The organism is Nocardiopsis flavescens (assembly GCF_900141985.1).
Lineage (GTDB): Bacteria > Actinomycetota > Actinomycetes > Streptosporangiales > Streptosporangiaceae > Nocardiopsis > Nocardiopsis flavescens.
This window is the reverse complement of sequence record NZ_FQZK01000016.1, coordinates 26,137-50,559: the sequence shown is the minus strand read 5'-3', so window position 1 is coordinate 50,559 and position 24,423 is coordinate 26,137. Positions and strand designations below refer to the sequence as shown.

General features: G+C 74.8%; 23 protein-coding genes. 9 read left to right on the top strand and 14 right to left on the bottom strand.

Annotated elements, in window-relative coordinates; translation table 11 throughout:
• The first annotated feature begins 57 nt into the window (after positions 1-57).
• Positions 58-2,490, top strand: a complete 2,433-nt coding sequence (locus BUE45_RS22535) for a hypothetical protein (RefSeq protein ID WP_073381418.1) — start codon at positions 58-60, stop codon at positions 2,488-2,490.
• Here the strand turns inward: BUE45_RS22535 and BUE45_RS22530 are convergent.
• The 3 genes from BUE45_RS22530 to BUE45_RS22520 all read right to left on the bottom strand — a co-directional run bounded on the left by BUE45_RS22530 (position 2,475) and on the right by BUE45_RS22520 (position 4,678).
• Positions 2,475-2,765, bottom strand: a complete 291-nt coding sequence (locus BUE45_RS22530; RefSeq protein ID WP_073381417.1) for a DUF2516 family protein — start codon at positions 2,763-2,765, stop codon at positions 2,475-2,477. The genes BUE45_RS22535 and BUE45_RS22530 overlap by 16 nt on opposite strands.
• A 600-nt stretch (positions 2,766-3,365) precedes the next feature.
• Positions 3,366-4,310, bottom strand: coding sequence for a M56 family metallopeptidase (locus BUE45_RS22525; RefSeq protein WP_073381415.1), 945 nt, complete (start codon positions 4,308-4,310; stop codon positions 3,366-3,368).
• Positions 4,311-4,315: 5 nt separating this feature from the next.
• Positions 4,316-4,678: a BlaI/MecI/CopY family transcriptional regulator gene (locus BUE45_RS22520; protein ID WP_073381413.1), complete on the bottom strand. Its 363-nt coding sequence runs from the start codon at positions 4,676-4,678 to the stop codon at positions 4,316-4,318.
• 273 nt (positions 4,679-4,951) lie between these two features.
• Here BUE45_RS22520 and BUE45_RS22515 point away from each other — a divergent pair, with 273 nt between their 5' ends.
• The gene (locus BUE45_RS22515; protein WP_178378617.1) at positions 4,952-5,374 is read left to right on the top strand and encodes a VOC family protein; all 423 of its coding nucleotides are present in this window, start codon (positions 4,952-4,954) and stop codon (positions 5,372-5,374) included.
• A gap of 4 nt (positions 5,375-5,378) precedes the next feature.
• On the opposite strand, the gene BUE45_RS22510 is transcribed toward BUE45_RS22515, so the two are convergent.
• Positions 5,379-6,677: a cryptochrome/photolyase family protein gene (locus tag BUE45_RS22510; RefSeq protein ID WP_073381411.1), complete on the bottom strand. Its 1,299-nt coding sequence runs from the start codon at positions 6,675-6,677 to the stop codon at positions 5,379-5,381.
• A gap of 98 nt (positions 6,678-6,775) precedes the next feature.
• Between BUE45_RS22510 and BUE45_RS22505 the strand changes: the two genes are divergently transcribed.
• The 5 genes from BUE45_RS22505 to BUE45_RS22485 all read left to right on the top strand — a co-directional run bounded on the left by BUE45_RS22505 (position 6,776) and on the right by BUE45_RS22485 (position 11,584).
• The gene (locus tag BUE45_RS22505) at positions 6,776-7,759 is read left to right on the top strand and encodes a YbgA family protein (protein WP_073381410.1); all 984 of its coding nucleotides are present in this window, start codon (positions 6,776-6,778) and stop codon (positions 7,757-7,759) included.
• A 127-nt stretch (positions 7,760-7,886) separates the two neighbouring features.
• The gene (locus BUE45_RS22500) at positions 7,887-8,717 is read left to right on the top strand and encodes a hypothetical protein (RefSeq protein WP_073381408.1); all 831 of its coding nucleotides are present in this window, start codon (positions 7,887-7,889) and stop codon (positions 8,715-8,717) included.
• A 108-nt stretch (positions 8,718-8,825) separates the two neighbouring features.
• Positions 8,826-10,133, top strand: a complete 1,308-nt coding sequence (mshA, locus tag BUE45_RS22495) for a D-inositol-3-phosphate glycosyltransferase (RefSeq protein WP_073381407.1) — start codon at positions 8,826-8,828, stop codon at positions 10,131-10,133.
• 34 nt (positions 10,134-10,167) lie between these two features.
• Entirely contained in the window at positions 10,168-10,680 is a 513-nt protein-coding gene (locus BUE45_RS22490; RefSeq protein ID WP_073381405.1) for a YbjN domain-containing protein, read from the top strand.
• A gap of 157 nt (positions 10,681-10,837) precedes the next feature.
• Positions 10,838-11,584 (top strand): phosphoglyceromutase, encoded by a 747-nt coding sequence (locus BUE45_RS22485; protein ID WP_073381404.1) that lies wholly within the window; start codon positions 10,838-10,840, stop codon positions 11,582-11,584.
• Positions 11,585-11,683: 99 nt separating this feature from the next.
• Here BUE45_RS22485 and BUE45_RS22480 read toward each other — a convergent pair whose 3' ends face one another.
• Together BUE45_RS22480 and BUE45_RS22475 are read right to left on the bottom strand one after the other, a co-directional pair.
• Complete coding sequence (locus BUE45_RS22480) at positions 11,684-12,046, bottom strand: DsrE family protein (protein WP_073381402.1); 363 nt, start codon at positions 12,044-12,046, stop codon at positions 11,684-11,686.
• A 21-nt stretch (positions 12,047-12,067) separates the two neighbouring features.
• Positions 12,068-12,835 (bottom strand): GIDE domain-containing protein, encoded by a 768-nt coding sequence (locus BUE45_RS22475; protein WP_073381400.1) that lies wholly within the window; start codon positions 12,833-12,835, stop codon positions 12,068-12,070.
• A 188-nt stretch (positions 12,836-13,023) separates the two neighbouring features.
• On the opposite strand from BUE45_RS22475, the gene BUE45_RS22470 reads away from it, so the two are divergent.
• The gene (locus tag BUE45_RS22470; RefSeq protein ID WP_073381399.1) at positions 13,024-13,575 is read left to right on the top strand and encodes a nitrobindin family protein; all 552 of its coding nucleotides are present in this window, start codon (positions 13,024-13,026) and stop codon (positions 13,573-13,575) included.
• A gap of 375 nt (positions 13,576-13,950) precedes the next feature.
• The gene (gene ygfZ, locus BUE45_RS22465) at positions 13,951-14,979 is read left to right on the top strand and encodes a CAF17-like 4Fe-4S cluster assembly/insertion protein YgfZ (RefSeq protein ID WP_073381397.1); all 1,029 of its coding nucleotides are present in this window, start codon (positions 13,951-13,953) and stop codon (positions 14,977-14,979) included.
• A 22-nt stretch (positions 14,980-15,001) separates the two neighbouring features.
• On the opposite strand, the gene BUE45_RS22460 is transcribed toward ygfZ, so the two are convergent.
• From BUE45_RS22460 to BUE45_RS22425, 8 genes are all read right to left on the bottom strand, one after another.
• Complete coding sequence (locus BUE45_RS22460; protein WP_245833411.1) at positions 15,002-15,691, bottom strand: DUF4352 domain-containing protein; 690 nt, start codon at positions 15,689-15,691, stop codon at positions 15,002-15,004.
• 56 nt (positions 15,692-15,747) lie between these two features.
• Positions 15,748-16,668 (bottom strand): NADP-dependent oxidoreductase, encoded by a 921-nt coding sequence (locus tag BUE45_RS22455; protein WP_073381396.1) that lies wholly within the window; start codon positions 16,666-16,668, stop codon positions 15,748-15,750.
• Positions 16,669-17,023: 355 nt separating this feature from the next.
• Positions 17,024-17,734, bottom strand: coding sequence for a type 1 glutamine amidotransferase (locus tag BUE45_RS22450; RefSeq protein ID WP_073381394.1), 711 nt, complete (start codon positions 17,732-17,734; stop codon positions 17,024-17,026).
• An 11-nt stretch (positions 17,735-17,745) separates the two neighbouring features.
• A complete protein-coding gene (locus BUE45_RS22445) occupies positions 17,746-19,002 on the bottom strand; it encodes a Mur ligase family protein (protein WP_073381392.1) in 1,257 nt (418 codons plus the stop codon).
• A gap of 83 nt (positions 19,003-19,085) precedes the next feature.
• Positions 19,086-21,176 carry a hypothetical protein gene (locus tag BUE45_RS22440; protein WP_073381390.1) on the bottom strand — a complete coding sequence of 697 codons (2,091 nt, stop codon included), beginning with the start codon at positions 21,174-21,176 and terminating at the stop codon, positions 19,086-19,088.
• 252 nt (positions 21,177-21,428) lie between these two features.
• Positions 21,429-23,015 carry an alpha/beta hydrolase gene (locus BUE45_RS22435; RefSeq protein ID WP_073381388.1) on the bottom strand — a complete coding sequence of 529 codons (1,587 nt, stop codon included), beginning with the start codon at positions 23,013-23,015 and terminating at the stop codon, positions 21,429-21,431.
• 202 nt (positions 23,016-23,217) lie between these two features.
• Positions 23,218-23,523 carry a DUF1416 domain-containing protein gene (locus tag BUE45_RS22430; protein WP_073381387.1) on the bottom strand — a complete coding sequence of 102 codons (306 nt, stop codon included), beginning with the start codon at positions 23,521-23,523 and terminating at the stop codon, positions 23,218-23,220.
• Positions 23,520-24,365, bottom strand: coding sequence for a sulfurtransferase (locus tag BUE45_RS22425; RefSeq protein WP_073381386.1), 846 nt, complete (start codon positions 24,363-24,365; stop codon positions 23,520-23,522). Before BUE45_RS22425 ends, BUE45_RS22430 begins: the two co-directional genes overlap by 4 nt.
• Positions 24,366-24,423 lie beyond the last annotated feature (58 nt).

The following is a 24,423-nucleotide window of genomic DNA, read 5'->3' as shown; positions in this document are numbered from 1 at the left end:
TTCCACAGGTCGCGGATCGCGCCGCCACGCGGACACGGAGCGTGGCAGGATGCTGGCATGTCGGATCAAACAGAGTCCCTCCGATCCCACGAACCCCTCTCCCCCGCCGCCGGCCCCCTCCCCTCCGCGCCCCCGCACACCCCCGCGCCACCGGCTCCCGAGGACGGGCCGGGGGCGCACCCCGGCTCCGCCCACCCCGCCGCCCGCCCCGGGCGGGCGCGCGTGGAGCTGCGGGTCCACGGGGTCAGCGGCGGCCAGGCCGAGGAGCTGCTGGACGTCGAGCCCGCCATGCGGGTGGGCGGCGACGGGCTCGCCGGGTTCTTCCGGTGGCGGCGCGGCGCCGACACCGAGACGGTGCCCGGGGTGCGGCGGGAGATCTTCGCCTGGGGCAACCTCACCTCGGGCAGCGCCTCGCGTGCGTTCTGGCTCCTCCTGCTGCCGTTCATGCTGGTCAACGTGGCGTACTGGATGCGGCCGGGGCGCGCCGGCCGTAACCTGCGCGGGACGGCGCGGGTGGCCGACAACGTGTACGGGGCCGGGATCCGGCTGCTGGCGCTCACCCTCACCGTGCTCATCACGGTGGCGGCCGCCGGGATCGGGGTGGACCTGCTCGGGTGGCAGTGCGCCGCCGGGCTGGGCGAGGAGTGCGTGCGGGCGCGGCCGTGGCTGTCCTTCTGGGCCTCGCCCGACTCCGTGCTGTCGGCCCCCGGGCCGGCCCTGCTGGTGGGGTCGCTGGTGCCGCTGGCGCTGGTGGCGGTGCTGTGGCGGCTGTCGCGGCGCACGGCGGCCGACTACGAGGTGGTCACCACCTCGGCGCCGCCCGCGTACGACCCCGCCGCCCCGCTGAGCCACCCCGACCTGTGGCGCAACAGCGAGATCATGGCGAGGCTGCGCTCCGCGCACATCGCGGTGGCGCTGGGGGTGCTGGCGCTGCTGGTGGCGGTCCCCGCGCTGCTGTACGACCTGGCGGGCGGCGCGGCCCGCCCGTGGGGCGTCGCGCTGGTCGGGGTGCTGGGGGCGGTGGCGCTGGTGAGCACGGCCAGTGTGCTCGTGCCGGGGGTGGATCCGCGGTGGAACGCGCGGGCCGACCGCCTGTGCCGCCTGCTGCGCGACGCCGTTCTGGTCCTGGCCGCCGCCACCGCGCTGTACGTGCTGTGGCCGCGGCCGGGGTGGACGGCCCAGGGGCGGCTGCCCGGGCACGCGTCGGTGCTCAACGCCCTGTTCACCGCCCAGGTGGCGCTGGTGCTGATCACCCTGGCCGCGGCCGTGGTGCTGTACGCCTGCGCCCGGGCGCACCGGGGGGCGGCGCTGCGCGGGATGGCCGGGCCGGCCACGGCGGCGCTGGGTGCGCTGACCGGCGGGGCGTTCTCGGCGGTGCTGGTGTACCAGGGGTCGCTGTGGCTGAGCGGCTGCCGGGCGCTGTCCACCCCGGGCCGGGACTGCCTGGTGCTGGAGACCCCCACCGTCTACTCCTGGCTCCAGCTGGCGATCGCGCTGGAGGCGGTGCTGGCGGTGGCCGTGGCGGCGGTACTGGCGGTGCGGCTGCGGCGGAGCGCCCGGGCGCACCTGGGCGGGGTCACCGAGGACTACGAGCGCAGCGTCCGCGACCGGCGGACCCGGGACATCGCGCGGGCGCGGGCGCTGGGGCGGATGACCGAGGTGGTGCCCGGGGTGCTGGTGGCGCTGCTGCTCCCGGCGGCGGCGCTGGGCGCGCTGGTGCTGTACTCGATCCTGTCCGGGCACCTCACCCCCGACGGGCCCGAGCCCGCGGCGGTGGCCGTGGCCGGGCGGGTGCGGGTGGTCGCCCAGGGGGCGGTGTCGGCGCTCATCGGCGCGGGGTCGCTGCTGGGCGGGGCCGCGCTCGCCGCCCTGGTGTGGATCGGCCGCAGCGCCTACCGGGACCGGCCGACCCGGCAGGCGGTGGGGGCCCTGTGGGACGTGGGCACCTTCTGGCCGCGGGTGGCGCACCCGCTGGCCCCGCCCTCCTACGCCGAGCGGGCGGTGCCGCAGCTGGTGGCACGGGTCGCCAGGATGACCCGCGAGGGCACCGCCGTGGTCCTGTCGGGGCACTCGCAGGGCTCGGTGCTGGCCGCGGCGACGGTGTGGCAGCTGCCCGACGACTGCCTGGGCCGGGTCGCGCTGATCACCCACGGCTCGCCGCTGGACCGGCTGTATGCGCGCTACTTCCCCGCTTTCTTCGGCCCGGAGCCGTTCGCGGACCTGCGCGGCCGGGTGGCGGGGTGGCGCAACCTGTGGCGGACCACCGACGCCATCGCCGGACCGGTGCGGATGCGCTCGGGGACGGGCCCGGAGACCGCGGTGGTGGAGCCGCAGGCGCCACTGCCGGACCCGCGCTCCTACGACGCGCTCCCAGGGGAGGCGCGGCGCCCGGAGATCCTGGGTCACTCGTACTACACGGACGACCCGGCCTACTCGCAGGCGCTGCGCCGGATGCTCACGGAGCTGGAGGAGGCCTACCAGGGCCCGTAGGGGCCCTCGTTGCGGCCGCCGCCCACGCCCTTGACGGCGGGGCGCACGTCGAGCAGGAAGATGAGGGTGGCGACCAGGCAGAGCAGGATGAAGATGGCGATGTTGAGGAACACCGCGAGCGCGGAGAGGCCGGTGGCCACACCGGTGAGGGTGACCCAGAGCTTCTTGGTCTGCTTGTCCATGATCGCGAAGGCCTCGGCCGGGGTCCGGATCGCCTCGATCAGGGCGTACAGGCTGGCCACGAAGGTGACCAGGTAAACGACGAACCAGATCATTCCGATCACAACACTCTCCCGACGATGTTCCTGGGAACGGGGGTCCCGCCCGTCCTCCACGGTAAACGGATCGGGGGCGGGAATCGTGCCCGGAGGCGTGTCACACCGGAGGGGAGGTGGGATCACCGGGCGGGCCCCAGGGTACGCGGCCGTCGCGGTCGAAAGGGCCCCGGACCGGCGGGCCGGTGGCGCAATGGCGGCGGGGCCGCCGGGGACAGGGGCCCGGGCGGGACGGGCGTGTGCGACGGGGACGCGGCACGGTGCGCGGACGGCCGGACCCCGTGGGGGCACGGTGGCACGACGGTGGCGGGACGGGCGGGGGCGGCGACCGGGCGGGGCCCACCCGCGCGCAGGAGCCGCAGCACGGCGGCACACCGCGTACGGGCGACCGGGAGGGTGAAAAGCCTCGGGGCGGCAGCGTGCGGGAAAGGACGGACGCGCCCGGGGCCTGGTCGGGGGGCGGGAACGAAAGCAGGCCCCGGACGGGCGGCCGGGGACGCCGGGCGGTGTCGCAACGCGGCGGAACGCGGTGCACGGGCGGCCGGGGACGCCGGACAGAGGGGCGCCGGGCGGTGCCGCGCCCGGGGCGGGGACGCCGGGTCAGATGGTGATGTGCCAGAGGCAGGTGACCGAGGCCAGCAGGAAGGCCGAGGCACCCATGATCACGGCGCCCGCGTGGTACGGGAGTTCGGCGTCGGGCCGCAGCAGGCGGTTGACCCGGCGCATCACCTCGGGCTCGGCCTCCTGGACGGCGGCCATCGCCCCGGCGGGCACCGGGGCGGGCCCGGCGGCGCCGAACCGCAGCAGCGCCATGGCCAGCTCGCGCGGGGAGCTGGTGCGGCGGGCCTGGTCGTCGGCGCACATCTCGATGAGGAGGGCGACCGTCTCGTAGTAGGTGCGCACCAGCCGCACCCGCGGGAAGGCGCGCTTGAGGGAGGAGAACGGCAGCAGCACCAGGTCGTGGCGCTCGCGCAGGTGGGCGTGCTCGTGGGCCAGGACGGCCGCCAGCTCCCGGTTGTCGAGGACGGCGAGGGCGCCCTCGCTGATCACGACCTGGGAGCGGAGCACACCCGGGAGACAGTACGCGGCGGCGGCCGGGTGCTCGATGACCCGGGCGCCGGGGACGTCGGGGTGGTCGCGCGCGACGAGTTCGAGGAGGTCGTGGTGGCGTCGGCGGACGCGTACCACCTGCACGAAGGAGGAGACCAGGCCGTAGAAGAGCACCAGGGTGAGCACGACCGCGAGCAGCACGGCCACCAGGTGCAGGACGCCCTCGACGCCCTGGGCGAGTTCGGCGACCACGATGCGGCCGGTGACGATGTCGGTGGCCAGCGCCAGCAGTCCGCCCGCGGCGCCCTGCTGGTAGGAGGAGAGTCCGAAGGCCAGGAGCGCACCGATGGTGGAGACGCCCCAGGCGAGGCCGAGGGCCTGCCAGGTGATCACGGCCGTGTAGGGCCCGCGCGAGGGCCACTTCGCCCGGTGCAGGAGCCCCATGGCGACGAGGCAGCCGACCGCGACGAGAGAGAGGAGGGCGGCACTGACCATACGGACTAGTTCCTTGGCTGCTCGATTTCCGCGAGTGCGCGCCGGAGCGCTTCAGCCCCCGTGCCGTCCATGGACTGGACGAAGGCGGCCAGGGCCGCGTCACGATCACCGGTCTGCCCGAGAGCGTCGAACATCAACTCGGACACGTAGGACTCCCGGCTGGCTGCCGGGCGGTACCGCCATGCGCGGCCTTCGCGTGCCCGGGTGACGACCTTCTTCTTGGCCAGTCGGTCGAGCACGGTCATGACGGTGGTGTGCGCGAGATCCCGCTCGGCGAGCTCTCGACCGACCTCACGAACCGTCATTGGTTCATCTCGTGCCCACAGTACATCCATCACTGCGCGTTCAAGTTCGCCGAGCCGATTCATGCCTTCGAGTCTACTTGTGGTCGTACTACGCACTGTCGTACCCCCACGTTAATTCGTGGTGTCCCACGGGGCAAGGGTTCTGTAGCCCGGACGGCAGGGGTCCGACGTCCCGATCCGGACCGCCGGGTCCCACGCGGTGTGAGGGATCTGTGAGGTGATTCGCTTCCCGGCCTCCGGGGGGAGCCCCCGCCCGGGCCCCCGCGCGCCGCACCCGGATCATCGCACCCGCGCGGTAGGAAGGCGGCGGGGACCGCGCACCGAGGGGGAACGACCGTGGCACACGACTGGCAGCTCACCGTGGACTGCACCGATCCGCACCGGATGGCCGCCTTCTGGGCCGCGGCCCTGGGCTACGAGGTGGAGGACCACCAGGACCTCATCGACCGGCTCACCGCCGACGGCGTCATCGACCCGCGGGAGCACACCACCCTGGTGAACGGCCGCCGGGCCTGGATCACCGCGGCCGCCGTGCGCGACCCCGCCGACGGCCGCCGCCTGCTGTTCCAGCGCGTTCCCGAGCCCAAGACGGTCAAGAACCGCTGGCACGTCGACATCAACGCGGGCCCCGAGCGCCGCGACGCCGAGGCCGAGCGCCTGGTGGGCCTGGGCGCCACGGCGGTGCGCACGGTCCGGGAGCCGGGCACGCACCACGTGCTCATGCTGGACGTCGAGGGCAACGAGTTCTGCGTCCAGTAGCGGGTCAGGAGCCCGGGGAGGCGATGGGCGGCGGGTAGTCGCCGTCCGCGGCGGTCGAGTCCCACGGGGTGTGCGCCGCTTTGCCGGGCAGGTCGGCCAGCTCGGCCACGTAGCGGCGCACGTACACCCCCTCCGGGTCGAACCGGCGTGCCTGCCGCAGCGGGTTGAACGACCGGTTGGGGCGGGTGTCGTTGCCCGTCCCGGCCACCCACTGCCAGTTGCCGTAGTTGTCGGCCACGTCCCCGTCCAGCAGGTGCTCGGCGAAGTGGTCGGCCCCGGCCCGCCAGTGGATCCGGAGGGTGCGGGTGAGGAACGCGGCGGTGATCATGCGCGCGCGGTTGTGCATGAACCCCTCGCTCAGCAGCTGGCGCATGCCCGCGTCCACGACGGGCACCCCGGTGCGGCCCTCCTTCCACGCCTTCAGCGCGGCGGCGTCGTCACGCCACCGGGCGCCGCGCGGGCGGTAGTCGCGTACGGCCATGTCGGGGAAGGCGGCGGTGACCTGGTGGTGGAAGTCGCGCCAGGCGAGCTGGCGCACGAACTCGGCCCCGCCGGGCTCGTCCCGCGCCAGGGACGCCGCCTCCAGCGCCGAGAGGCAGCCCAGGCGCAGGTCCGCGGACAGGTGCGAGGTCGCGCCCGCGGGCAGGTCGTCGTGCCGGTCGGCGTAGTGGGCCAGCCCGCTCTCCAACCAGGCGTCCAGCCGGTGCCGGGCCGCCTCCTCCCCCAGGCGCAGGGGGCGCTCGGCGGTCTCACCGCGCCCCTCGTCCAGCTCGGCGGGGATCTCGCCGGGGTCGACGCCGCCGGGCAGGGACACGCGCTCCGGCGCGGGGAGGACGGCCCTCCAGGGGTGGGCCTCCCAGGCGCGCAGGTAGGGCGTGAACACCTTGTAGTGGTCGCCGCCGGCGGGGGTGACGTCGCCGGGCGGCACGACGGTGAGCCCGGGGTGGGAGACCACGTCCAGGCCGAGGCCGCGCAGCCGCTCCTCGCGCCGGGCCGCGGTGCGGGTGACCCCCTCGGTGAGGTGGACGGTGTCCGCCCCGGTCTCCTTCGCCAGGGCCGCGGCCTCGGCGGCGGCGTCGCCCCGGCGTACGACCAGGTCCCCGCCCCGGTCGCGCAGCCCCCCGCGCAGCTCGGTGAGGATGCCGGGCAGCGCGCGGACCCTGTTGCGGGCGGAGCGGCGCAGCAGCGCGGGGTCCAGGACGAACACCGGTAGCACGGTGTCACCGCTCCGGAGCGCGGCGCACAGGGCCGGGTGGTCGTGCAAGCGCAGGTCCTGCGTGAACAGGACAATGGTGTGTGCCATGACACACCATCCTCTCACTCTCGGTGAACGAATGGCACTGTGAGTGGCACGGACGGTCGAGGACGAGGCCCGGCCGCCGGAACGGGTAGGGGGAGAGCATGGACACCATCGCTCCGGGGTCGGAGAAGACAGAGGTCAGGCCGCGGGTGGGGGCCTCCAGCTGCCTGCTGGGGGTTCCCGTCCGCTACAACGGCGGCCACTCGCGGTACCGCTTCCTCACCGACGAACTCGACCGCCACGTGGAGTGGACCGAGGTGTGCCCCGAGGCCGAGATCGGCCTGGGGACCCCGCGGCCCACCCTGCACCTGCGGCGGCGGGGCGAGGAGAACCGGGTGATCTCCAGCGGGGACGGCTCCGACCGCACCGACGAGCTGGCGGGCATCGCCGACGCCCGGCTGGAGGAGCTGCGCGGCCTGGACGGGTACGTGCTCAAGAACAAGTCGCCCAGCTGCGGGCTGCTGGCCCTGCCGGTGTTCGACGAGGACAAACAGCGCGTGGACGGCAAGGGGCGCGGGGCGTTCGCGGCGCGCCTCACCGAACTGCTGCCCGGCCTGCCGGTCGAGGAGCAGGGCCGGCTGTCGGACGCGGCGCTGCGCGAGGCGTTCGTGGAGCGGATCTTCGCCCACGCCCGGCTGCGCACCCTGTGGGAGTCGCAGTGGCGGCCCCGGGACCTCGTGGCGTTCCAGACCCGGCACAAGCTCCAGTTGATGGCGCACTCGCCGGAGGGGTACCGGGAGACGGGGCGCATCACGGCCCGGGCCGGGGCGTCCGACCCGGAGCGGACGCAACAGGAGTACACCGAGGCGTTCCACCGCGCGCTGGCCGTGCGGACGAGCCGGGGCAGGCACGCCAACGCCCTCCAGCACGCCTTCGGGATGATCAGCGAGGGCCTGGACGACGCGCGCAGGCACGACCTGCTCGCCGCCGTCGAGGACTACCGCGAGGAGCGCGCCCCGCTCAGCCTGCCGATGGCCCTGCTGCGCCACCACGGGGAGGCGGACGGGCCGGAGTGGCTGCGCTGCCAGACCTATCTGCGCCCCTACCCGGAGGACCTGCGGCTGCGGCACGCGCTGGCGGTGTGAGCGCCCCGCGGGGCAAGGGGGACGCGCATTTCCCACACACATGGGACAGGGATGGTTACCATGAGTGACATCCCTGGCCCTTCCGTGCCGGGATGCCCCTGACCCCCGACCCCTCCCGAGGTCACCGGTGTTCTCCACGTCCTCCCAGCGCGCCTTCGTGCTCGTCTCCTCCGGCCTGGTGGCGGTGGCCGCCGCCGCGCTCGCCGCCCTGCCGCCCGAAGGGCTCGTGGAGCGGGTCGGCGCCCACCTGGGCCCCGACCCGGTGCTGGCGGGCAGCGCCCTCCTGCCGCCGCCCGGGGCGGGGCGCCCCGCCCCGCTCCCCCGGCCCGGGCAGGTCTCCGCCTGCGTGCAGTCCGCGCCGGCCGAGGTCTCCGCGATCCCCGACGAGACCGCGCCGGGCGGGGAGCGCGAGCTGTGGGTGCGCAGACCGGTCGGGCCCGACAGCGCCGACCTGCCCGTCCTGTACCTGCTGCACGGGGCGGGCACCGACCACCGCGGCGCCGTGGACGGGGACGCCCGGGCGGCGCTGGACCGCGAGATGTGCCGTACCGGCGTGGAGTTCGTGGTCGCGGTACCGGAGCGCACCGACGGGGCCCCCGCCGTCCTCACCCGTGCCGTGGTGCGTGCGGTGGAGGGCGCCCACGCGCGCCCGAGCGCGCTGCGGGCGGTCGGGGGCGCCGGCGACGCCGTGCCGGCCGCCGCCGCCTCGCCCGACGTCGCCCAGGCGGTGCTCTGGGATCCCGCCGACGGGGAGGTCGCCGAGTCCGCGGCCACCCGCCTCCTGCTGGTCGGCGGGGACACCGGCCCGCTGGCCGACGCCCTGTCCGCGCGCGGTATGACGGTCGCCACCCGGGACCCGGGCGCGGATCACGCCGCGGGCACCGCGGCGGCCCCGTGGGGGCGCGCACTGCCCGACACCGTCGACTTCCTGGTCTCGGGCTGGGCTCTTACACCCTAGGAGGGCCGCGGTCAATACCCGCACCCCTCGGATCATCGGCTCAGGAACACTGTGTACCTTCGTCGCTGTTGATGACAAAGGTGTGAACACGACCTGAGAGGACCGGCGGTGACTGGAATCGTTCCCGTGGGAGGATCCGCGGTGCTTCCGTCCCGGGTGGCGACGGTCAGCCTGCACACCTCGCCGCTGGACCAGCCGGGCACCGGCGACGCGGGCGGCCTCAACGTCTACGTGGTCGAGGTGGCCCGGCGGATGGCCGAGCGCGGGGTCGCCGTCGACGTCTTCACCCGGGCGACCTCCCCCGACCTGCCGCCGGTCGTCGAACTCGCCCCGGGCGTGTCCGTGCGCCACCTGGCCGCCGGGCCCTACGGCCACCTCGACAAGAACACCCTCGCCGAGTACCTGTGCCCGTTCATCTTCGGGATGCTGCGCGCCGAGGCCCGCGAGGAGCCCGGCCGCTACGACCTCGTGCACGGCCACTACTGGCTGTCCGGGAAGGCCGGGGTGGCGGCGGCCCGCCGCTGGAACGTGCCGATGGTGCAGACCATGCACACCATGGCGCGGGTCAAGAACGCGGCCCTCGCCGAGGGGGACCTGCCCGAACCGGACGCGCGGGTGCGCGGCGAGGACCAGCTCGTGCACCAGGCCGACCGGCTCATCGCCAACACCGACGACGAGGCCCGCCAGCTCAAGGAGCACTACGCGGCCCGCGACCACCAGATCAGCGTGATCCCGCCCGGCGTGGACCTGGACGTGTTCACACCCGGGCCGCGGCGCGCCGCCCTGGAGCGCATCGGGCTGGCCCCGGACACCGAGCTGCTGCTGTTCGTGGGCAGGGTGCAGCGCCTCAAGGCCCCGGACGTGCTGGTGCGCGCCGCCGCACGGCTGCTCGAACGCGACCCGTCGCTGCGCTCGCGCCTGGTCGTGGGCGTGGTCGGCGGCCTGTCCGGCGGCGGGATGAGCGAACCCCGGATGCTGGCCGACCTGGCGCGCTCCCTGGGGGTCGCCGACGTGATCCGCATGGAGCCGCCGCAGACCCGCGAGCGGCTGGCCGACTACTACCGGGCGGCCACGGCGACCGTCGTACCCTCGCACTCGGAGTCGTTCGGCCTGGTCGCCGTGGAGTCGCAGGCCTGCGGCACGCCGGTGGTGGCCGCCCGGGTGGGCGGACTGGCCACGGCCGTGGGCGAGCGCTCGGGGGTCCTGGTGGACGGGCACGACCCGGCCGACTACGCGGCGGTGCTGCACAGGTTGATCGCCGAGCCCGGCCGCCGTGACAGGCTGGCGGAGGCGGCTCCGGAGCACGCCGCCACCCTGGGCTGGGACCGGACGGTGGACGACCTGCTCGACGTGTACCGCGCGAGCATCACCCCGTACGCGGCGCCCGCCGGGCTACCGCTGGCCGCCGCGCGCTGACGCGCGGCGCGGGAACCGGGAGGAGCGGGACGACGTGGGAGAACGAACGGCGCGCACGGCGGCGATCGAGGCGATCGCCCGCGCGGTGGCCGAGGCCGGGCTGGAGTCGGAGCGCCCCCGGGAGGGGTCGTTCCTGGTGACCCTGCCGGGCACGGCCAAGCTCAAGACCCTGGTGTGGCTGGAGGCCGGGCCGCACAGCCTGACCCTGACCTCGTTCTTCTGCCGGCAGCCGGACGAGAACCACGCCGGGTTCTACCTGTGGCTGATGCGCAAGAACTCCGACATGTACGGGATGGCCTTCGCCGCGGACGAGACCGGCGACGTGTACATCCGGGGGCGGCTGCCGCTGGAGGGGGTCACCCCCGGCGAGGTGGACCGGCTGCTGGGCTGCGTGCTCACCTACTCCGACGAGAACTTCAACGGGGCGCTGGAGCGCGGGTTCGCCTCGGCGATCCGCCGGGAGTGGCGCTGGCGGGCCGAGCGGGGGCACGACATGCGCAACCTGAGCGCGTTCGCGCACCTGGTCCCGGGCGGCGACGCGGACTGACCGGTGCCCGGCCGGGAGGCGGGCGGGACGGGCGGCCAGGTCACGGGCCCGCGGCCGACGGCCCGGCCGGCGCCGCGCCCCCGGCACGCGCGAACCCCGGGGGATACGGCCGCCCCGGGCCGGTGGCGGCCCACCGCCAGGCACTAGGCTTTGCCCCATGGGAACTCTGGTACTGCTCCGACACGGTGAGAGTGTCTGGAACGCGAAGGGCCTGTTCACCGGTTGGGTGGACGTGGACCTGTCGGCCGCGGGCGAAGCCGAGGCGCGCCGCGGCGGCGAGCTGCTCAAGGAGGCCGGCGTCACGCCGGACGTCCTGCACACCTCGCTGCTCAAGCGGGCGATCCGCACCGCGAACCTCGCTCTGGAGACCGCCGACCTGCACTGGCTCCCGGTCCGGCGCAGCTGGCGGCTCAACGAGCGCCACTACGGCGCCCTCCAGGGCAAGGACAAGGCGCAGACGCGCGACGAGTACGGCGAAGAGCAGTTCATGATCTGGCGCCGCTCCTACGACACCCCGCCGCCGCCGATCGCCGACGACGACCCGTACTCGCAGTCCGGGGACGCGCGCTACGCGAACCTGCCGCCGGAGCTGCTGCCGCGCACCGAGTGCCTCAAGGACGTGCTCGACCGGGCGCTGCCGTACTGGTACGACGAGATCGTCCCGGACCTGGCCGCCGGGAGGACCGTGCTGGTGACCGCGCACGGCAACTCGCTGCGCGCGCTGGTCAAGCACCTGGACGGGATCGACGACGACGCCATCGCCGGGCTGAACATCCCGACAGGCATCCCGCTGGTCTACGAGCTGGACGACGCGTTCGAGCCGAAGGTCCCCGGCGGCACCTACCTCGACCCGAAGGCCGCCGAGGCCGCCATCGAGGCGGTCGCCAACCAGGGCAAGAAGTAGCCGTTACCGCCTCCCGTGCCCGCGCCCCCAGGGGCGCGGGCACCGTCGTGTCCGGGGTCCGCGCCCCGGCACGGCCCGCGGACCCCGGCGAGCGGTCCCTCAGTAGACCAGGGGCCTGGCCCCGTCGGTGGTGATCTCCTCGACGAAGGAGGCGGCCCCGGCGATGCGGACCCCGTCGAGGAGGTCGTCCTCGGTGAGGTCGCGCCGGGCCGCGCACTGGGTGCACACGGTGACGCCCCCGGCCGCCAGGACGACGGCCAGCAGGTCGGCCAGCGGGGCCGCGTGCGGGAGGGCGAACCCCTCCGCGCGACCGGGCACGGCGAACCAGGCGGCCTCGCCGGTCAGCCAGAGGGAGACGGGCACCCCGGAGGCCGCGGCGGTGGCGGCGACGGTGAAACCCTGGTTGCAGCGTTCGGGGTCGTCGGCACCTGCCGTGACCTTGATCACGAGGGAAGGGGGCATGGCCGCCAGCCTACCGGCCGCTCAGAGTCCCAGCAGGACCAGGAGCAGCCCGGACAGCGCCGTCACCGCGAAGGCGACCGTGACCAGCAGTGCCTCCCGGCGGCGGGGCGAGGCGTGGGGGGCGCGGTCGGCCACGCCGTGCTCGACGGCGAGGGCGCCGTCCTCGGGGGCGACCACGACGAGTCGGCCGTCGCGTTCGCGCAGCTCACCGGTGACGCGCACCGGCGCACCCGGCCGGATGACCCACTCGCGGTACTCGAACTCGATGGTCTCGCCGCGGAACACCCCGGAGATGCGCCCGCGCACGCGGGGCAGCAGGTCGTCGGCGGGTGAGGCGACACCGGGCTGGGGGCGGCCCACGACGCGCTGGAGGCACAGCTCGGCGTCCTTCGGGCGGGGGGCTCCGGCCGGGTCGACGAAGATGCGCTCGCCGTCCAGCGGGCGGCCCTGCGCGACCAGGCCGAACAGGTCCTCGGAGCCGTAGTCGGCGATGGAGTCGCAGGTGCGCTCCTGCACCGCGCCCTCCTGCTGGAGGGGCAGGTAGTGGCGCAGCACCTCGTGGCCCTGCCAGACGCACTCCACGCCGGCCAGCCCGGAGGAGACGGAGCCGGCGGGGCCCGGGGCCGCGACCCCGGTGAGGGTGACGCGCCGGCCCTCGCGCGCGGCCAGGGAGGCCGGTTCGAGCCTGGCCAGCCCCAGCTGGCGCCGCCAGCGGCGCAGGGCCAGGGCCGCGAGCGGGAGGAGGACCAGCGCGGCCACCAGCAGCACAGAACCGATCACCAGTAACACAGGCCGCCCCTTATGACGCGCTTCGGAGGTAGGGACGCGGGCGGGTCGGACTCGCCCCGTGGACACGCCGCGTCGTTCATCATCTTTACCAGTTCTCCGAGAAAGCGGGGCCAATTGGGCATGTCCGGTCGGCCACCCCGGAATGGCGGTGGCCGGGCCGCGCCCGCGGGCCGCTACGCTCTGGTGTCATGCACGCTGATGTCCACGCCGATCTGGCGAAACTGTCCTTCCTGCTCGGCCGCTGGGAAGGTGTCGGCGTCGCCGGTTACGCCGACGAGGAGGAGTTCCAGTTCGGCCAGGAGATCGTGTTCGAGCACCGGCCGGGACTGCCCTACCTGCACTACCGCAGCTCGGCCTGGCGGATGAACCCGGACGGGACCCTGGGCGACCTGGTCACCGAGGAGTCCGGGTACTGGCGGGCGCTGCCGGAGGAGGACCCGGCCGACCGCGAGGAGGGCGCGCCGATCGTCCACCTGGAGGTGCTCATCACGCACAACGAGGGCTTCCTGGAGTCGTACGCGGGCAACGTGTTCGCGAACCGGGTCGAGATGGCCACCGACGCGGTGCTGCACACCTCCACCGGCCTCGACGTGACGGCCTCGCACCGGCTCTACGGCCTGTTCGGCGACAACCGGGAGACCCTGGGGTACGCCTGGGACCTGGCGGCGCGCGGCCACTCGCTGCGCTCGTACATGTCGGCGCAGCTCAAGCAGGTCGGCAAGGGCGCCGAAGCGCAGTAGCGCACCGCGGGCGGCGCCGGTGGCGGGGACCTGGGGCAAAGACGGATCCCGGGCCGCTTCCCGCCGGTGTGGGCGGGGCCGGTCGGACCATTTCCGGCGGCCCGGGATCCGGGTGTCCGTTGGGATTCGCTGCGGACGAGCGCCGCGCGAACGCGAGCTCGTCCTAGCGGACGGCCACCTCGCCAGTCCTCAAAGACTTCATCTTCTGGACCACCTCCTTTCCTGCGTGACACCGAAGGTACGTCCTGCGGGACCCCCGGGGCAAATGTTTTTTCCGTGAGCGAAAGCGCAGGTCGGACCGGGGGTGGAACGGGGGCGCCCGGGGGTTTCCGGTTCGCCCCGCGGGGGGCCGCCGGGGTGGATTAGTCTCGGTGTATGACTTCGCCTCTGCTGAGCACACCCGGCGCCGTGGGCGCCGACTCCCCCGACTCCGGGGTCGCCGCGCACTACGGCGACCCGGCGCACGAGGGCCGCGCCATCGAGCGCGCGAGCGCGTGGGTGGACCGGAGCAACCGGGGCGTGGTGACGGTCACCGGACCCGACCGGCGCTCGTGGCTGAACGACCTCACCAGCCAGCTGCTCGACCACCTGGCCCCCGGCATCGGCACCCAGGCCCTGGTCCTGGACACCCGGGGGCACCTGCGCCACCACCTGTCGCTGGTCGACGACGGCACCACCACGTGGATCCACACCGAACCCGGCGGGGGCGCCGCCCTGGCGGGGTTCCTGGACTCGATGCGGTTCATGCTGCGGGTCGAGGTGGCGGACCTGAGCGCCGAGCGCTCCGTGCTGACCGTGCTGGGGCCGGAGCGGCTCCAGGTGCTGGGCCCCACAGCCGGGCAGGACGTCCCCATGCGCGTCGCGGGCGAGGAGGTCGACCTCTTCCTGCCCGCCGAGCGGCTGGCGGAGGTCGCGCAGGCGCTGACGGACACCGGTGTCCGCCCCGCCGGGATGTGGGCCTACGAGGCGCAGCGCATCGCCGGGCACCGGGTGCGGGCGGGCCTGGACACCGACGAGCGCACGATCCCGCACGAGGTCGACTGGGTGGGCACCGGCAGGCCGGTGCACCTGGACAAGGGGTGCTACCCGGGCCAGGAGACGGTGGCCCGCGTGCACAACCTGGGCCGCCCGCCGCGGCGGCTGGTCATGCTGCACCTGGACGGCACCGCCGAGCGCCTGCCCGCCGTGGGCTCCCCGATCGAGCTGGACGGCCGCACCGTCGGGCGGGTGGGCACCTCGGCCCGCCACCACGAGCTGGGGCCGATCGCGCTGGGCGTGGTCAAGCGGTCGGCGCCGACCGACGCCGACCTGCTGGTGGAGGGGATCGCCGCGGGCCAGGAGGTCGTGGTCGACCCCGACACCGGGGCCAACGCCAAGATCGACCTGCGCCGCCGCCCCCGCTAGCGGGCGGACGCGGGCGGCGGTCTCAGTCCGGGGTGATCGGGGCGGTCCCGCCGAGCATCACCTCGGAGAACTCGGTGCCGACGGGCGCCGTGAGGACGACGTAGCTCGTGACGGTGTCGCCGGGGTCGATCCCGTCCCAGAGGTAGTCCCAGGCCACCGTGTACTCCGCCTCCTCGTCGTGGGCGAGGACCTCGCCCCCGGTGGTCACGGCGGTGGTCCCCCGTGTGTCGAAGACCGCCGGGGAGTCCCCCTCGTTGGTGACGTGGAGCCGGTAGATGTGGTACTCCGTCCCGGACGGTGCGGTGGCGTGGGTGCCCATGCCGTCGGTGATGGTCGTGTCCGTGTAACAGGTGTCCACCAGCACGCGGAACGGGCCGAAGGCGGTGGAGGACCCGGTGTAGGCCGACGGGGGGACGTCCTGCGCGTGCGGCCCGGCGCTCTCCCGGTCGCCCTCGGGTGTCTGTGCCCCGGGGCTCTCGGGCTCCTCCGGCCCGGGGCCGGGCCCGGAGGGCTCCCCGGCACCGGGGGCGGGCGGATCGGCGCCCCGCGGGTCCTCCTCCCCGCCGACGGTCACCTGCACGGTCGGGAGCGGGACGGCGGTGAGTCCGGCCACGGTCGCGACGCACCCCGCCCCGGCGATGAACACCGCGACGGGGATCGCCGCGGCCCGGAGCAGGCCGCCCGACCCCCGTCCGCGGTCACGGGCATCCATACTCGTGTGACACAGGACACAGTCGGATCATTCCCGCCGGCTCCGGCCGGGGCGGATCAGACGGTCAGGACGATCTTCCCGCGGATCCGCCCCTCCTTGCTCAGCCGCCACGCGCGGGCGGCCTCGGAGAGCGGCAGCTCGTGCTCGACGTGCACGGACAGCACCCCGGCCTCGGCCATCCCGCCGAGTTCGACCAGGTCGTCGGTGGAGGGCCGCACCCACACGTAGTGGCCGCCGAACCGCTCCACCTCCGCGTCGGCGACGGAGGCCACCCGTTCCGCACCACCCGTCAGGGGCAGGCTCTGCTCGGCCGCGCCGCCGCCGACGAAGTCCAGCACCGCGTCCACCCCGGCTGGGGCCAGCGCACGGACGCCCCGCACCAGGCCCTCGCCGTAGACGACCGGCTCCGCGCCCAGCGAGCGCAGGAAGTCGTGGTTGCGCTCGCTGGCGGTGCCGATGACGCGGGCGCCCAGGGCCCGGGCGATCTGCACGGCGAAGGACCCCACGCCGCCCGCCGCAGCGTGGACCAGCACCGTGTCGCCCTCGCCCACGCCCACCCGGCGGATCGCCTGGAGGGCGGTCAGACCCGCCAGGGGGACCCCCGCGGCCCGCGCCCAGTCCAGGGACGCCGGCTTGGGCGCCAGGAGGCGTGCGGAGGCCGCCACCCGCTCGGCGTAGGAGCCGTTCTGCGCCCAGTCCTTGCGGATGTAGCCGTAGACCTCGTCGCCCACCCGGTACTCGGGGGTGTCGAAGCCGACGGCCTCGACCACCCCGGCCACGTCCCACCCGGGGACCAGGGGGAACCCGGCCTCCATGACCGGGTCCAGCCCGCCCGCGGCGAGCTTCCAGTCCACGGGGTTCACCCCCGCCGCCCGCACGCCGATCAGGACCTCGCCCGGGGCCACCTTGGGCTCGGGCAGGTCGACCTCCCGCAGGGAGTCCTCCGTGCCGTACCGCTGCAACGCCATCGCCTTCATGTGGGCGACCCTAGTCGCCCCGCGGCGCGTCCACGCCCGGGCGCGCCGCACCCCCGCCGGCCGGGCACGGCCCCGGCACGCACCGGTGCCGGACGCCGGGACCGGACCGCCCCGGTCGCGCGACACCCGCACGCACCTGCCGCCGTCCCTGCGCGGGCTTCCCCGGCCCCCGGTCCGGGGATCCGAGCACGGGAGCCGAGCGGCCCCCGGGAACGGCGACGGCCCGAAACCGGGAACCCGCACCCGGGGAGCCGGCCGGCCCCGCGACGACGGCCGACCGGTGGCAACGCACCGGCCCCGGGAACGGCGACGGCCCGGCGGGGTGCCCCGCCGGGCCGTCGGAGCCGTGGACGCGTCAGGACAGCGCCGCGGCCAGGCGCTCCTCGTGCAGGCGCTCGCCCCAGGCCGGGGGCAGCGGGGCCAGCTGGCCCACGCGCCAGCGCAGCAGCAGGTCGGCCAGCTGCGGGTTGCGCGGCAGCGCCGGACCGTGGAGGTAGGTGCCCAGCACCTGCCCCTGGTAGGCGCCCTCGGTGCGGTCGTCGTTGCCGATCCCGCGCACCGTGGTGGACAGCGGCCGGGCCGACGGGCCGATCTCGGTGCGGCCCTGGTGGTTCTCGAAACCGGTGATGCGGCCCACCCCCAGCGCCGGGTCCACGTCCGCGACGATCTCGCCGACGGCGCGGCTCTGCCCGCGACCGCTGCGGATGTCCAGGATGCCCAGGCCCGGCAGCGGGTTGGCCTCGTCGTCGCCGTAGTTCTCGCCGATGATCTGGTAGCCGGCGCACACCGCGAAGACGCAGGCGCCGCGGGCGGCGGCGCGGATCAGGCCGCCGTCGGCGCGCAGGCGCTCGGCCGCCAGGATCTGCGGGCGGTCCTCGCCGCCGCCGAGCAGGTAGATGTCGCCCTGCTCGGGCACCGCGTCGCTGGAGTGGACGTGCACGATCTCGGTGGCGATGCCGCGCAGCTCGGCCCTGCGCTGGAGGATGAGGACGTTGCCGCGGTCGCCGTAGGTGCTCAGCAGGTCGGGGTAGATCCACACGATCCGCAGGGCGCTGGTGTTCGTCATGGGGGTGTCTCCTACTGGACGCGGCCGTAGGCCGTGCGGATCTGCTGGAACGCCGTGTAGTTGGCGATGAGGTCGACCTTGGTGAGGCCGGGCTGCTCGGCCTTGAGCTTGGCCAGCACCTCGTCCACCCGGTCGGCGGTCTCGAACCGCACGCCGTCGGTCTCCAGGCGCAGGGCCAGGTCGGTGCGGCGCTCGCCCATGACGAACACGCGGCGGTCGCGCAGGACGCGGTAGTCGACGTCCCACAGCCAGGAGGTGTCCTTGCCGTCGGGGATCTGCGCGTTGACGGACAGGATGACCGGGGTGGCGGGCGGGTCCAGGACGGCGAAGGACTCCAGCCAGCCCGCCGGGTTCTTGGACAGCAGCAGGCGGACCTCGACGCCCATGGTGACCACGGAGGTGTAGCGGCCCGCGACGGAGGTGATCTCGCGCAGGCGCTCCACGGTGCGCTCGGGGTGCAGGCCGTACCCGGCCGCGGTGGCGGCGGCGATCGCCGCGTTGGAGCGGTTGGCGTCGCCGGGCAGGTTGAGGCGGAGCTTGATGCGCTGCCCCTCGGGGGTGACGAGCACGTCGGAGTCGTTGTCCACGCTCCAGGTGGTCTGCGGCCGGGAGAGCCCGCACTCGGGGCAGGCCCAGTACGGGTCCTGCTCGCGCCGCAGGTGGCCGCCGCACTCGGGGCAGCACCAGGAGTCCTCCTTCCAGCGCTGCCCGGCGGAGACCCAGGTGGCGTGCGGGGCGCCCAGGCCCGCCCACGCGACGAGCGGGTCGTCGGCGTTGGCGATGACGCGGGTGTTGCTCTTGCCCAGGGCGATGCGCCAGCGCTTGGCGAGGAGGTTGATCTCCGAGGCGCGGTCCATCTGGTCGCGGCTGAGGTTCATGAGGACGACGAACTCGGGCTGGGTGGCGACCAGGACCTGCGGCAGGTACTTCTCGTCCACCTCCAGCACGCCGTTGACGGCGGACCGGTTGTTCGACAGCGCGGTGATGTGCCCGGTGGGCATGTTGGCGCCGTGCTCGTTCGTGGCGACCTCGCCGAGGTCGCGCAGCGCCTGGGAGATGAGGCGGGTGGTGGTGGTCTTGCCGTTGGTGGCGCTGACCAGGGCGAGCCTGCGGCCCCTGGCGAGCTTGGCGAGCAGGTCGGGTTCGACCTTGAGCGCGATCTTGCCGCCGATCACGGAGCCGTCGCCGCGGCCCGTGGCCCGGGACAGGCCGGCCGCACTCCTCCCCAGTACCGATGCCAGCTGGGCGCGCAAGGGAAGCTCGCTCATGTACTCTCCACGATCGCTTGATCACCTGCGCCGATGCGTTGCGGCGGCGGGCGATGTGTCGGGCCAAGCCTATTGTCCACCGGCTATCGGACCCGCCAGTCCAGCCGCTCCGGGGGCGGCCCCAGATTGGGCGGCACACGGCCCGGAGCACCGTCGGTCCCCGCGGGCGCCGGGGCGGCCCGGTCGGGCGTGTCGGGGACCGCGACGGTCGGCAGGACGCGGGGCCGGACCGCGCGTGGTCGGCCCTGTCCCCCCGTTCCCGCGCCGGGTGCGCCGTCGCTTTCGTCACCACTGGTCCGAGAGTCGTCCACTGTGGCCAGTGTTGCCGTGGACAGGGTGAGAATACCCGGATTGGTGTCGGCCAGGACCGGACCGCCGGGGCCCAGGACCACGGCGGCGGTGGCGGGCAGGGACAGCAGCCCGGCCGCGTCGGGGGTGAACGGGCGGGTGCGGTGGGCGGGGTCGCCCCCGGTGTCCAGCGGGGCGGCGGCCCACCCGTGGGAGGAGGTCGCCTCCCCCCATACCGTGGCCGATCTCACATGGCGGACCAGGTCCAGCGGGGCCACGGCGGCGGCCGCACTGCGGATGACCGCGCCCGACTCGGTGTGCGGCGAGGCGAAGTAGCGGTCGTCGGCGACCACCTCGGCGTCCGGGTCCTCCTCCGGGGTGACGGCGGTGTCCCCGACCTCCTCGGCGACCCGCTCGGTGAGCCGGTGCAGGGCCAGGCCACCGTTCCCGGACGCGGCGACGGCGGTGGCCGCAGCGGCGGCGGCCCCGGGGTCCCGCTGGCGCATCACCACGGGCAGCAGCCCCGGGGCGGAGAACCGGTCCAGGGCGGCGGGCACGGCGTCGCGGAACATCAGGACGACCTCCACACCGCCCGTCCCGGCGGCGGACAGCACCTGCTCGATCTCGCCCTCGGGCAGGGTCTCGGCCCCGCACACCACCACGGTGCGCCCGCGCGGTCCGCGCGGGCGGCGGGCCGCCCCCGGCACCCCGGGCGCCTCCAGCAGCTCGCTGAGCGCCGCCACCGCGTAGGTGCCGTACACCCGGGCGGCCACCTCCCCCGAGGCCCGGTCGGTGGAGATGATCTTGACCTGCGAGTACTCGCCCTCCTCGGCCCTGGTGCCGACCGCCTCGAACGGGGAAAGGCGGCGCTCCAGCTCCCAGGCGCGGTCCCAGGGGCCGCCCGCGCAGCGCTCGCGGACCCGGGCGCGCTGGCCGGGGGTGAGCAGGGCGAGCGCCGCGTCGTCCTCGGCGGCGTCGTCCTCGGGGGTGATCAGGGCGCGCAGCCCGCCGATCAGCTCGGCGATGGCCGCGCGCGGGCCGAGCACCTCCATGAGCCGCAGCAGGAGGGTCTCGTCGGCGTCGGTGTCGTCCGCGCCGCCGGAGGCGGCGGCGACCGCCGAGAGGATGCGGGCGCGCTGCCCGGCGTCCAGGTCGGTGCCCAGGGTCATGCTCGGCAGGTCCGCGGGCAGCACCCAGCGGCGCGGGGCCACGGCGCAGCGCCGGGCGAGGCGGACGAGGTCGCGGGTGACGGAATGGCCGGTGAGGTCGACGACGGTGAGGTCGCCCCCCTCGCGCAGCCGGGACACCCCGATGGTGGTGAGCAGCGCCGACCACCCGGCGTCGGCTCCGCCCACGACCAGGATGGCGTCGGTGTCGGGCGGGGCGGTGACCCCGTGCCAGAGCGGCTGGGCCTCGAAGGCCCGGCAGGCGGCCTGCCAGGCGGTGTGCTCGCGGGCGTGCCCGTCCAGGCGCGCGTGCAGCGCGAGTTCGCGGGCCTCGCTCTCGGCGGCCAGCCGCTCCCGGACGGACTCCACCCGCTGGACGGCCACCTGGCGGCTCTGGACCAGGGCGATGACGAGCGGCACGGCGATGGCGGCGCAGGCGGCCACCCCGCCCACGGCCAGGGTGGCGGGCAGCACCCGCAGCGGCCACAGCACCAGGCACAGCAGGGCGAAGGCGCCGAGCCCGGACAGGGCGATGTAGAGGGGGCGGTCGGTGCGGTCCTCGGCCTCGTGCCGGGCCTCGCGCGCGGCCCGGGCCGGGTCGTCCGCCTCTCCCGGGTCGGGGCGGCGCGGCGGCGGGCCGGGCGGGGGCAGCAGGACCGCGTACCGCCAGCCGACATAGGTGCGCGCGGTCGCGCCTTCCGGCCGCGGGGTGGGGGGCACCGTCCTAACACCTCCTGGGCGGCCGTCCGCGGGAGACGGCCGGGGTCGGGATCCACTCGGCAATCGCGCGCGGGGGCCTCGCGCTTTGTGGATGATGGTGTCACCGCCGGGCCGCCTTGTCACCGCCCACCCGCCGCCTGTGGACAACCCGTCGCGTCCGTCCGCCCGCGCCGGGCCGGGACCCCGTCCCGGGCCGCACCGCGCCCCGCACGCGGGCCGCGCCCGCGCCGGGGCGGCGGTGGGGGGCGCGGGTCACAGGGCCGGGCAGCTGAGCCCGGCGTCGGGCACCCGCTCCTCCAGCAGGTAGGCGTCGATCGGGTCGTCGACGCAGGGCAGCCCGTAGCCGTAGACCGTGTGCCCGGCGCCCTCGTAGGTGACCAGGGTGGCGGTCTCCAGCTGTCCGGCCAGCTCCTCGGCCCAGGCGTAGGGGGTGGCCGGGTCGCCGACGGTGCCCACCACCACGAGCGGCGGCGCGTCGGCCGCGGTGAACCCGGTCGGGGCGGTGTCGGTGTCGGGCCAGTAGGCGCAGGGCAGCTGGCCCCACACCAGGTCGGGGCCGAAGAACGGGGTCTGCTCCGCGATCGCCTCGGCCGCGTCCCGGTACGCCCCGGGGTCGGTGGGGTCCACCCGGTCGGCGCAGTTGACGGCCGTGAGCGCGGCCTCGGCGTCCAGGTACGCGCCGCCCTCCTGCTCCCCGCCGGTGCCGTCGCCCTCCCCGGCGTCCTCCTCTTCCCCGCCGAGCCCGTAGGTGGTGTCGTAGAGCGCGTCCAGCAGCTCGCCGGACTCCTCGGAGCCCTCCGCCACGGCGTCCAGGGTGCGGGCCAGCTCGGTCCAGGAGGTCTCGTCGTACAGCGCCAGGCCCACCATGCCCAGCAGGGTGGCGCCGTCCACCGCCGTGCCGCGTGCGGTGGGCGGGTCGGCGTCCAGCCGGTCGAGGATCCGGGTCATCTCCTCGTCGGCCGCCTCCGGCCCGCTGAAGGGGCAGGTCCCGCCGGCGGAGCAGTCGGCGACGAACAGCTCCCAGGTCGCCTGGAAGGCCTCGGCCTGGTCCCGGGCGACCTCCAGGTTGGGCCGCTCGGTCTCCACGGCGCCGTCCAGGACCAGGGCGCGGGTGGTCCCGGGGAACATCTCCGCGTACAGGGCGCCGATGTAGGTGCCGTAGGAGTAGCCGACGTAGGTGAGGGCGTCGTCGCCCAGCGCGGCGCGGACCATGTCGAGGTCGCGGACCACGTTGACGGTGCCGATCTCGGCGAGGAAGTCGGCGCCGACGGTCTCGGTGCAGGCCTGCGCGTACGTGCGGGCGGAGTTCTCCAGCCGCTCCATCTCGGCGTCCGTGACGGCCGTGGGGTCCTCCACCATCATCTGCGCGGTGGCGAACCCGTCCCAGTCGCCGCAGGCGAACCCGCCGCTGCCACCGACCCCGCGCGGGTCGAAGGCCACCAGGTCGAAGGCCTCCCGGACGCCGTCGGAGAACTGGGGATAGGCCAGCATCTCGACCCCGGACTCGCCGGGGCCTCCCGGGTTGACGACCAGGGACCCGATCCGCCGGTCGGCGCCGCCGGAGGCGGGCACCCGGGCGAGGGCGATGTCGATCGTCTCCCCGTCGGGGTCGTCGTGGTCGAGGGGCACCGCGAGGGTGCCGCACTCCAGGGCCGCGGTCCACTCGGGGTCGCCGTCCTCGGGGAGCGCGCCCTCCTCGTCCTGCCCGTGGCAGGGCTCCCAGTCGATCGCGGCCGTACCGCCGGCCCCCTCCCCCGGTTCCTGCGCCGGGAAGGCCGTACATCCCGTGACCAGCAGGAGCGCCGCTCCCGCGAGTCCCCGCACCGCCGTGTACCGCACCTGTCGGCTCCCCTCTCAGCGCGGCACCGCCGCCGCGTTCCCCGTCCTGTTCCAGGGGTGGGACGAATCGCCCACCGAGGCGGTTTCGCGGTCGTGCACCGGCGTAACGTGCCGTATGCCACAAGGAGAACACGAAGGGGCGCCGGAGGGAACGAGCCGTTCCCTCCGGCGCCCCGTGTCGCCGTGCGTCGGACGGGTGCGGTCAGGCCTGGACCTGGAGGTCGATGACCTTGCCGACCTCCGCCGTCACCGGGTACTCGCCGGTGAAGCCCTGCGAGGCCAGGACCCGCACCTTCCAGTCGCCGTCGGCGGCGAAGAACCGGAAGGTCCCCTCGTCGCCGGTGGCGACCTCGCCGACGAAGTCGTCGGAGGTGTTGAGCAGGCGGGCGTACGCGCCGCGCAGCGGCTTGCCGTCCCGGATCACCGTGCCCTGGATGACCGCCTGGTCACCGGCGTCGACGTCGGCGAGGGCGACCCCGCCGATCGGCGCTCCGCAGCTGTCGCTCACTTGGCCTCGGCCTCCCCCAGCTCGATCGGCACGCCGATCAGCGAGCCGTACTCGGTCCAGGAGCCGTCGTAGTTCTTGACGTTGTCCAGGCCGATGATCTCGTGCAGCGCGAACCAGGTGTGCGAGGAGCGCTCGCCGATCCGGCAGTAGGCGATGATGTCCTTCTCCAGGTCGACACCGGCCTCCGTGTAGAGCTCGCGGAGCTCCTCGGCGGACTTGAAGGTGCCGTCCTCGTTGGCCGTCTTGGCCCACGGGATGTTGCGCGCGGTCGGGATGTGGCCCGGACGCTGCGAGGCCTCCTGCGGCAGGTGCGCGGGCGCGAGCAGCTTGCCGACGAACTCGTCGGGCGAGCGCACGTCCACGAGGTCCTTGGTGCCGATGGCCTCGACGACCTCGTCGCGGAACGCGCGGATGGCCAGGTCCTGCTCCTTGGCCTCGTACGCGGTGGCCGCCCTCTCGGGGACCTCCTCGACGAGCTCGCGGGACTCCAGCTCCCACTTCTTGCGGCCGCCGTCGAGCAGGCGGACGCCGTCGTGGCCGTAGAGCTTGAAGTACCAGTACGCGTAGGCCGCGAACCAGTTGTTGTTGCCGCCGTACAGGACGACGAGGTCGTCGTTGCCGATGCCCTTGGCGGACAGCAGCTTCTCGAAGCCGGTCCTGTCCACGAAGTCGCGGCGGACCGGGTCCTGGAGGTCCGTCTTCCAGTCGATCTTGACGGCGCCGCGGATGTGACCCTTGTCGTAGGCGGACGTGTCCTCGTCGACCTCCACGAGGACGACGTCGGCGTCGTCCAGGTGAGCCTCCACCCAGTCGGCGTCCACAAGGACGTCGGAGCGGCTCATGGGGAACCTCCTGATTGTTTCTGCTGCGTACGGTGTCGCGTGTGCTGTGCGGTGCCCG

Bases quoted from the DNA above. Each gene is read 5' to 3' on its own strand.
- BUE45_RS22535 (WP_073381418.1), top strand. From the start codon at position 58: ATGTCGGATCAAACAGAGTCCCTCCGATCCCACGAACCCCTCTCCCCC.
- BUE45_RS22530 (WP_073381417.1), bottom strand. From the start codon at position 2,765: ATGATCTGGTTCGTCGTTTACCTGGTCACCTTCGTGGCCAGCCTGTAC.
- BUE45_RS22525 (WP_073381415.1), bottom strand. From the start codon at position 4,310: ATGGTCAGTGCCGCCCTCCTCTCTCTCGTCGCGGTCGGCTGCCTCGTC.
- BUE45_RS22520 (WP_073381413.1), bottom strand. From the start codon at position 4,678: ATGAATCGGCTCGGCGAACTTGAACGCGCAGTGATGGATGTACTGTGG.
- BUE45_RS22510 (WP_073381411.1), bottom strand. From the start codon at position 6,677: ATGGCACACACCATTGTCCTGTTCACGCAGGACCTGCGCTTGCACGAC.
- BUE45_RS22505 (WP_073381410.1), top strand. From the start codon at position 6,776: ATGGACACCATCGCTCCGGGGTCGGAGAAGACAGAGGTCAGGCCGCGG.
- BUE45_RS22485 (WP_073381404.1), top strand. From the start codon at position 10,838: ATGGGAACTCTGGTACTGCTCCGACACGGTGAGAGTGTCTGGAACGCG.
- BUE45_RS22480 (WP_073381402.1), bottom strand. From the start codon at position 12,046: ATGCCCCCTTCCCTCGTGATCAAGGTCACGGCAGGTGCCGACGACCCC.
- BUE45_RS22470 (WP_073381399.1), top strand. From the start codon at position 13,024: ATGCACGCTGATGTCCACGCCGATCTGGCGAAACTGTCCTTCCTGCTC.
- ygfZ (WP_073381397.1), top strand. From the start codon at position 13,951: ATGACTTCGCCTCTGCTGAGCACACCCGGCGCCGTGGGCGCCGACTCC.
- BUE45_RS22460 (WP_245833411.1), bottom strand. From the start codon at position 15,691: ATGGATGCCCGTGACCGCGGACGGGGGTCGGGCGGCCTGCTCCGGGCC.
- BUE45_RS22455 (WP_073381396.1), bottom strand. From the start codon at position 16,668: ATGAAGGCGATGGCGTTGCAGCGGTACGGCACGGAGGACTCCCTGCGG.
- BUE45_RS22450 (WP_073381394.1), bottom strand. From the start codon at position 17,734: ATGACGAACACCAGCGCCCTGCGGATCGTGTGGATCTACCCCGACCTG.
- BUE45_RS22445 (WP_073381392.1), bottom strand. From the start codon at position 19,002: ATGAGCGAGCTTCCCTTGCGCGCCCAGCTGGCATCGGTACTGGGGAGG.
- BUE45_RS22425 (WP_073381386.1), bottom strand. From the start codon at position 24,365: ATGAGCCGCTCCGACGTCCTTGTGGACGCCGACTGGGTGGAGGCTCAC.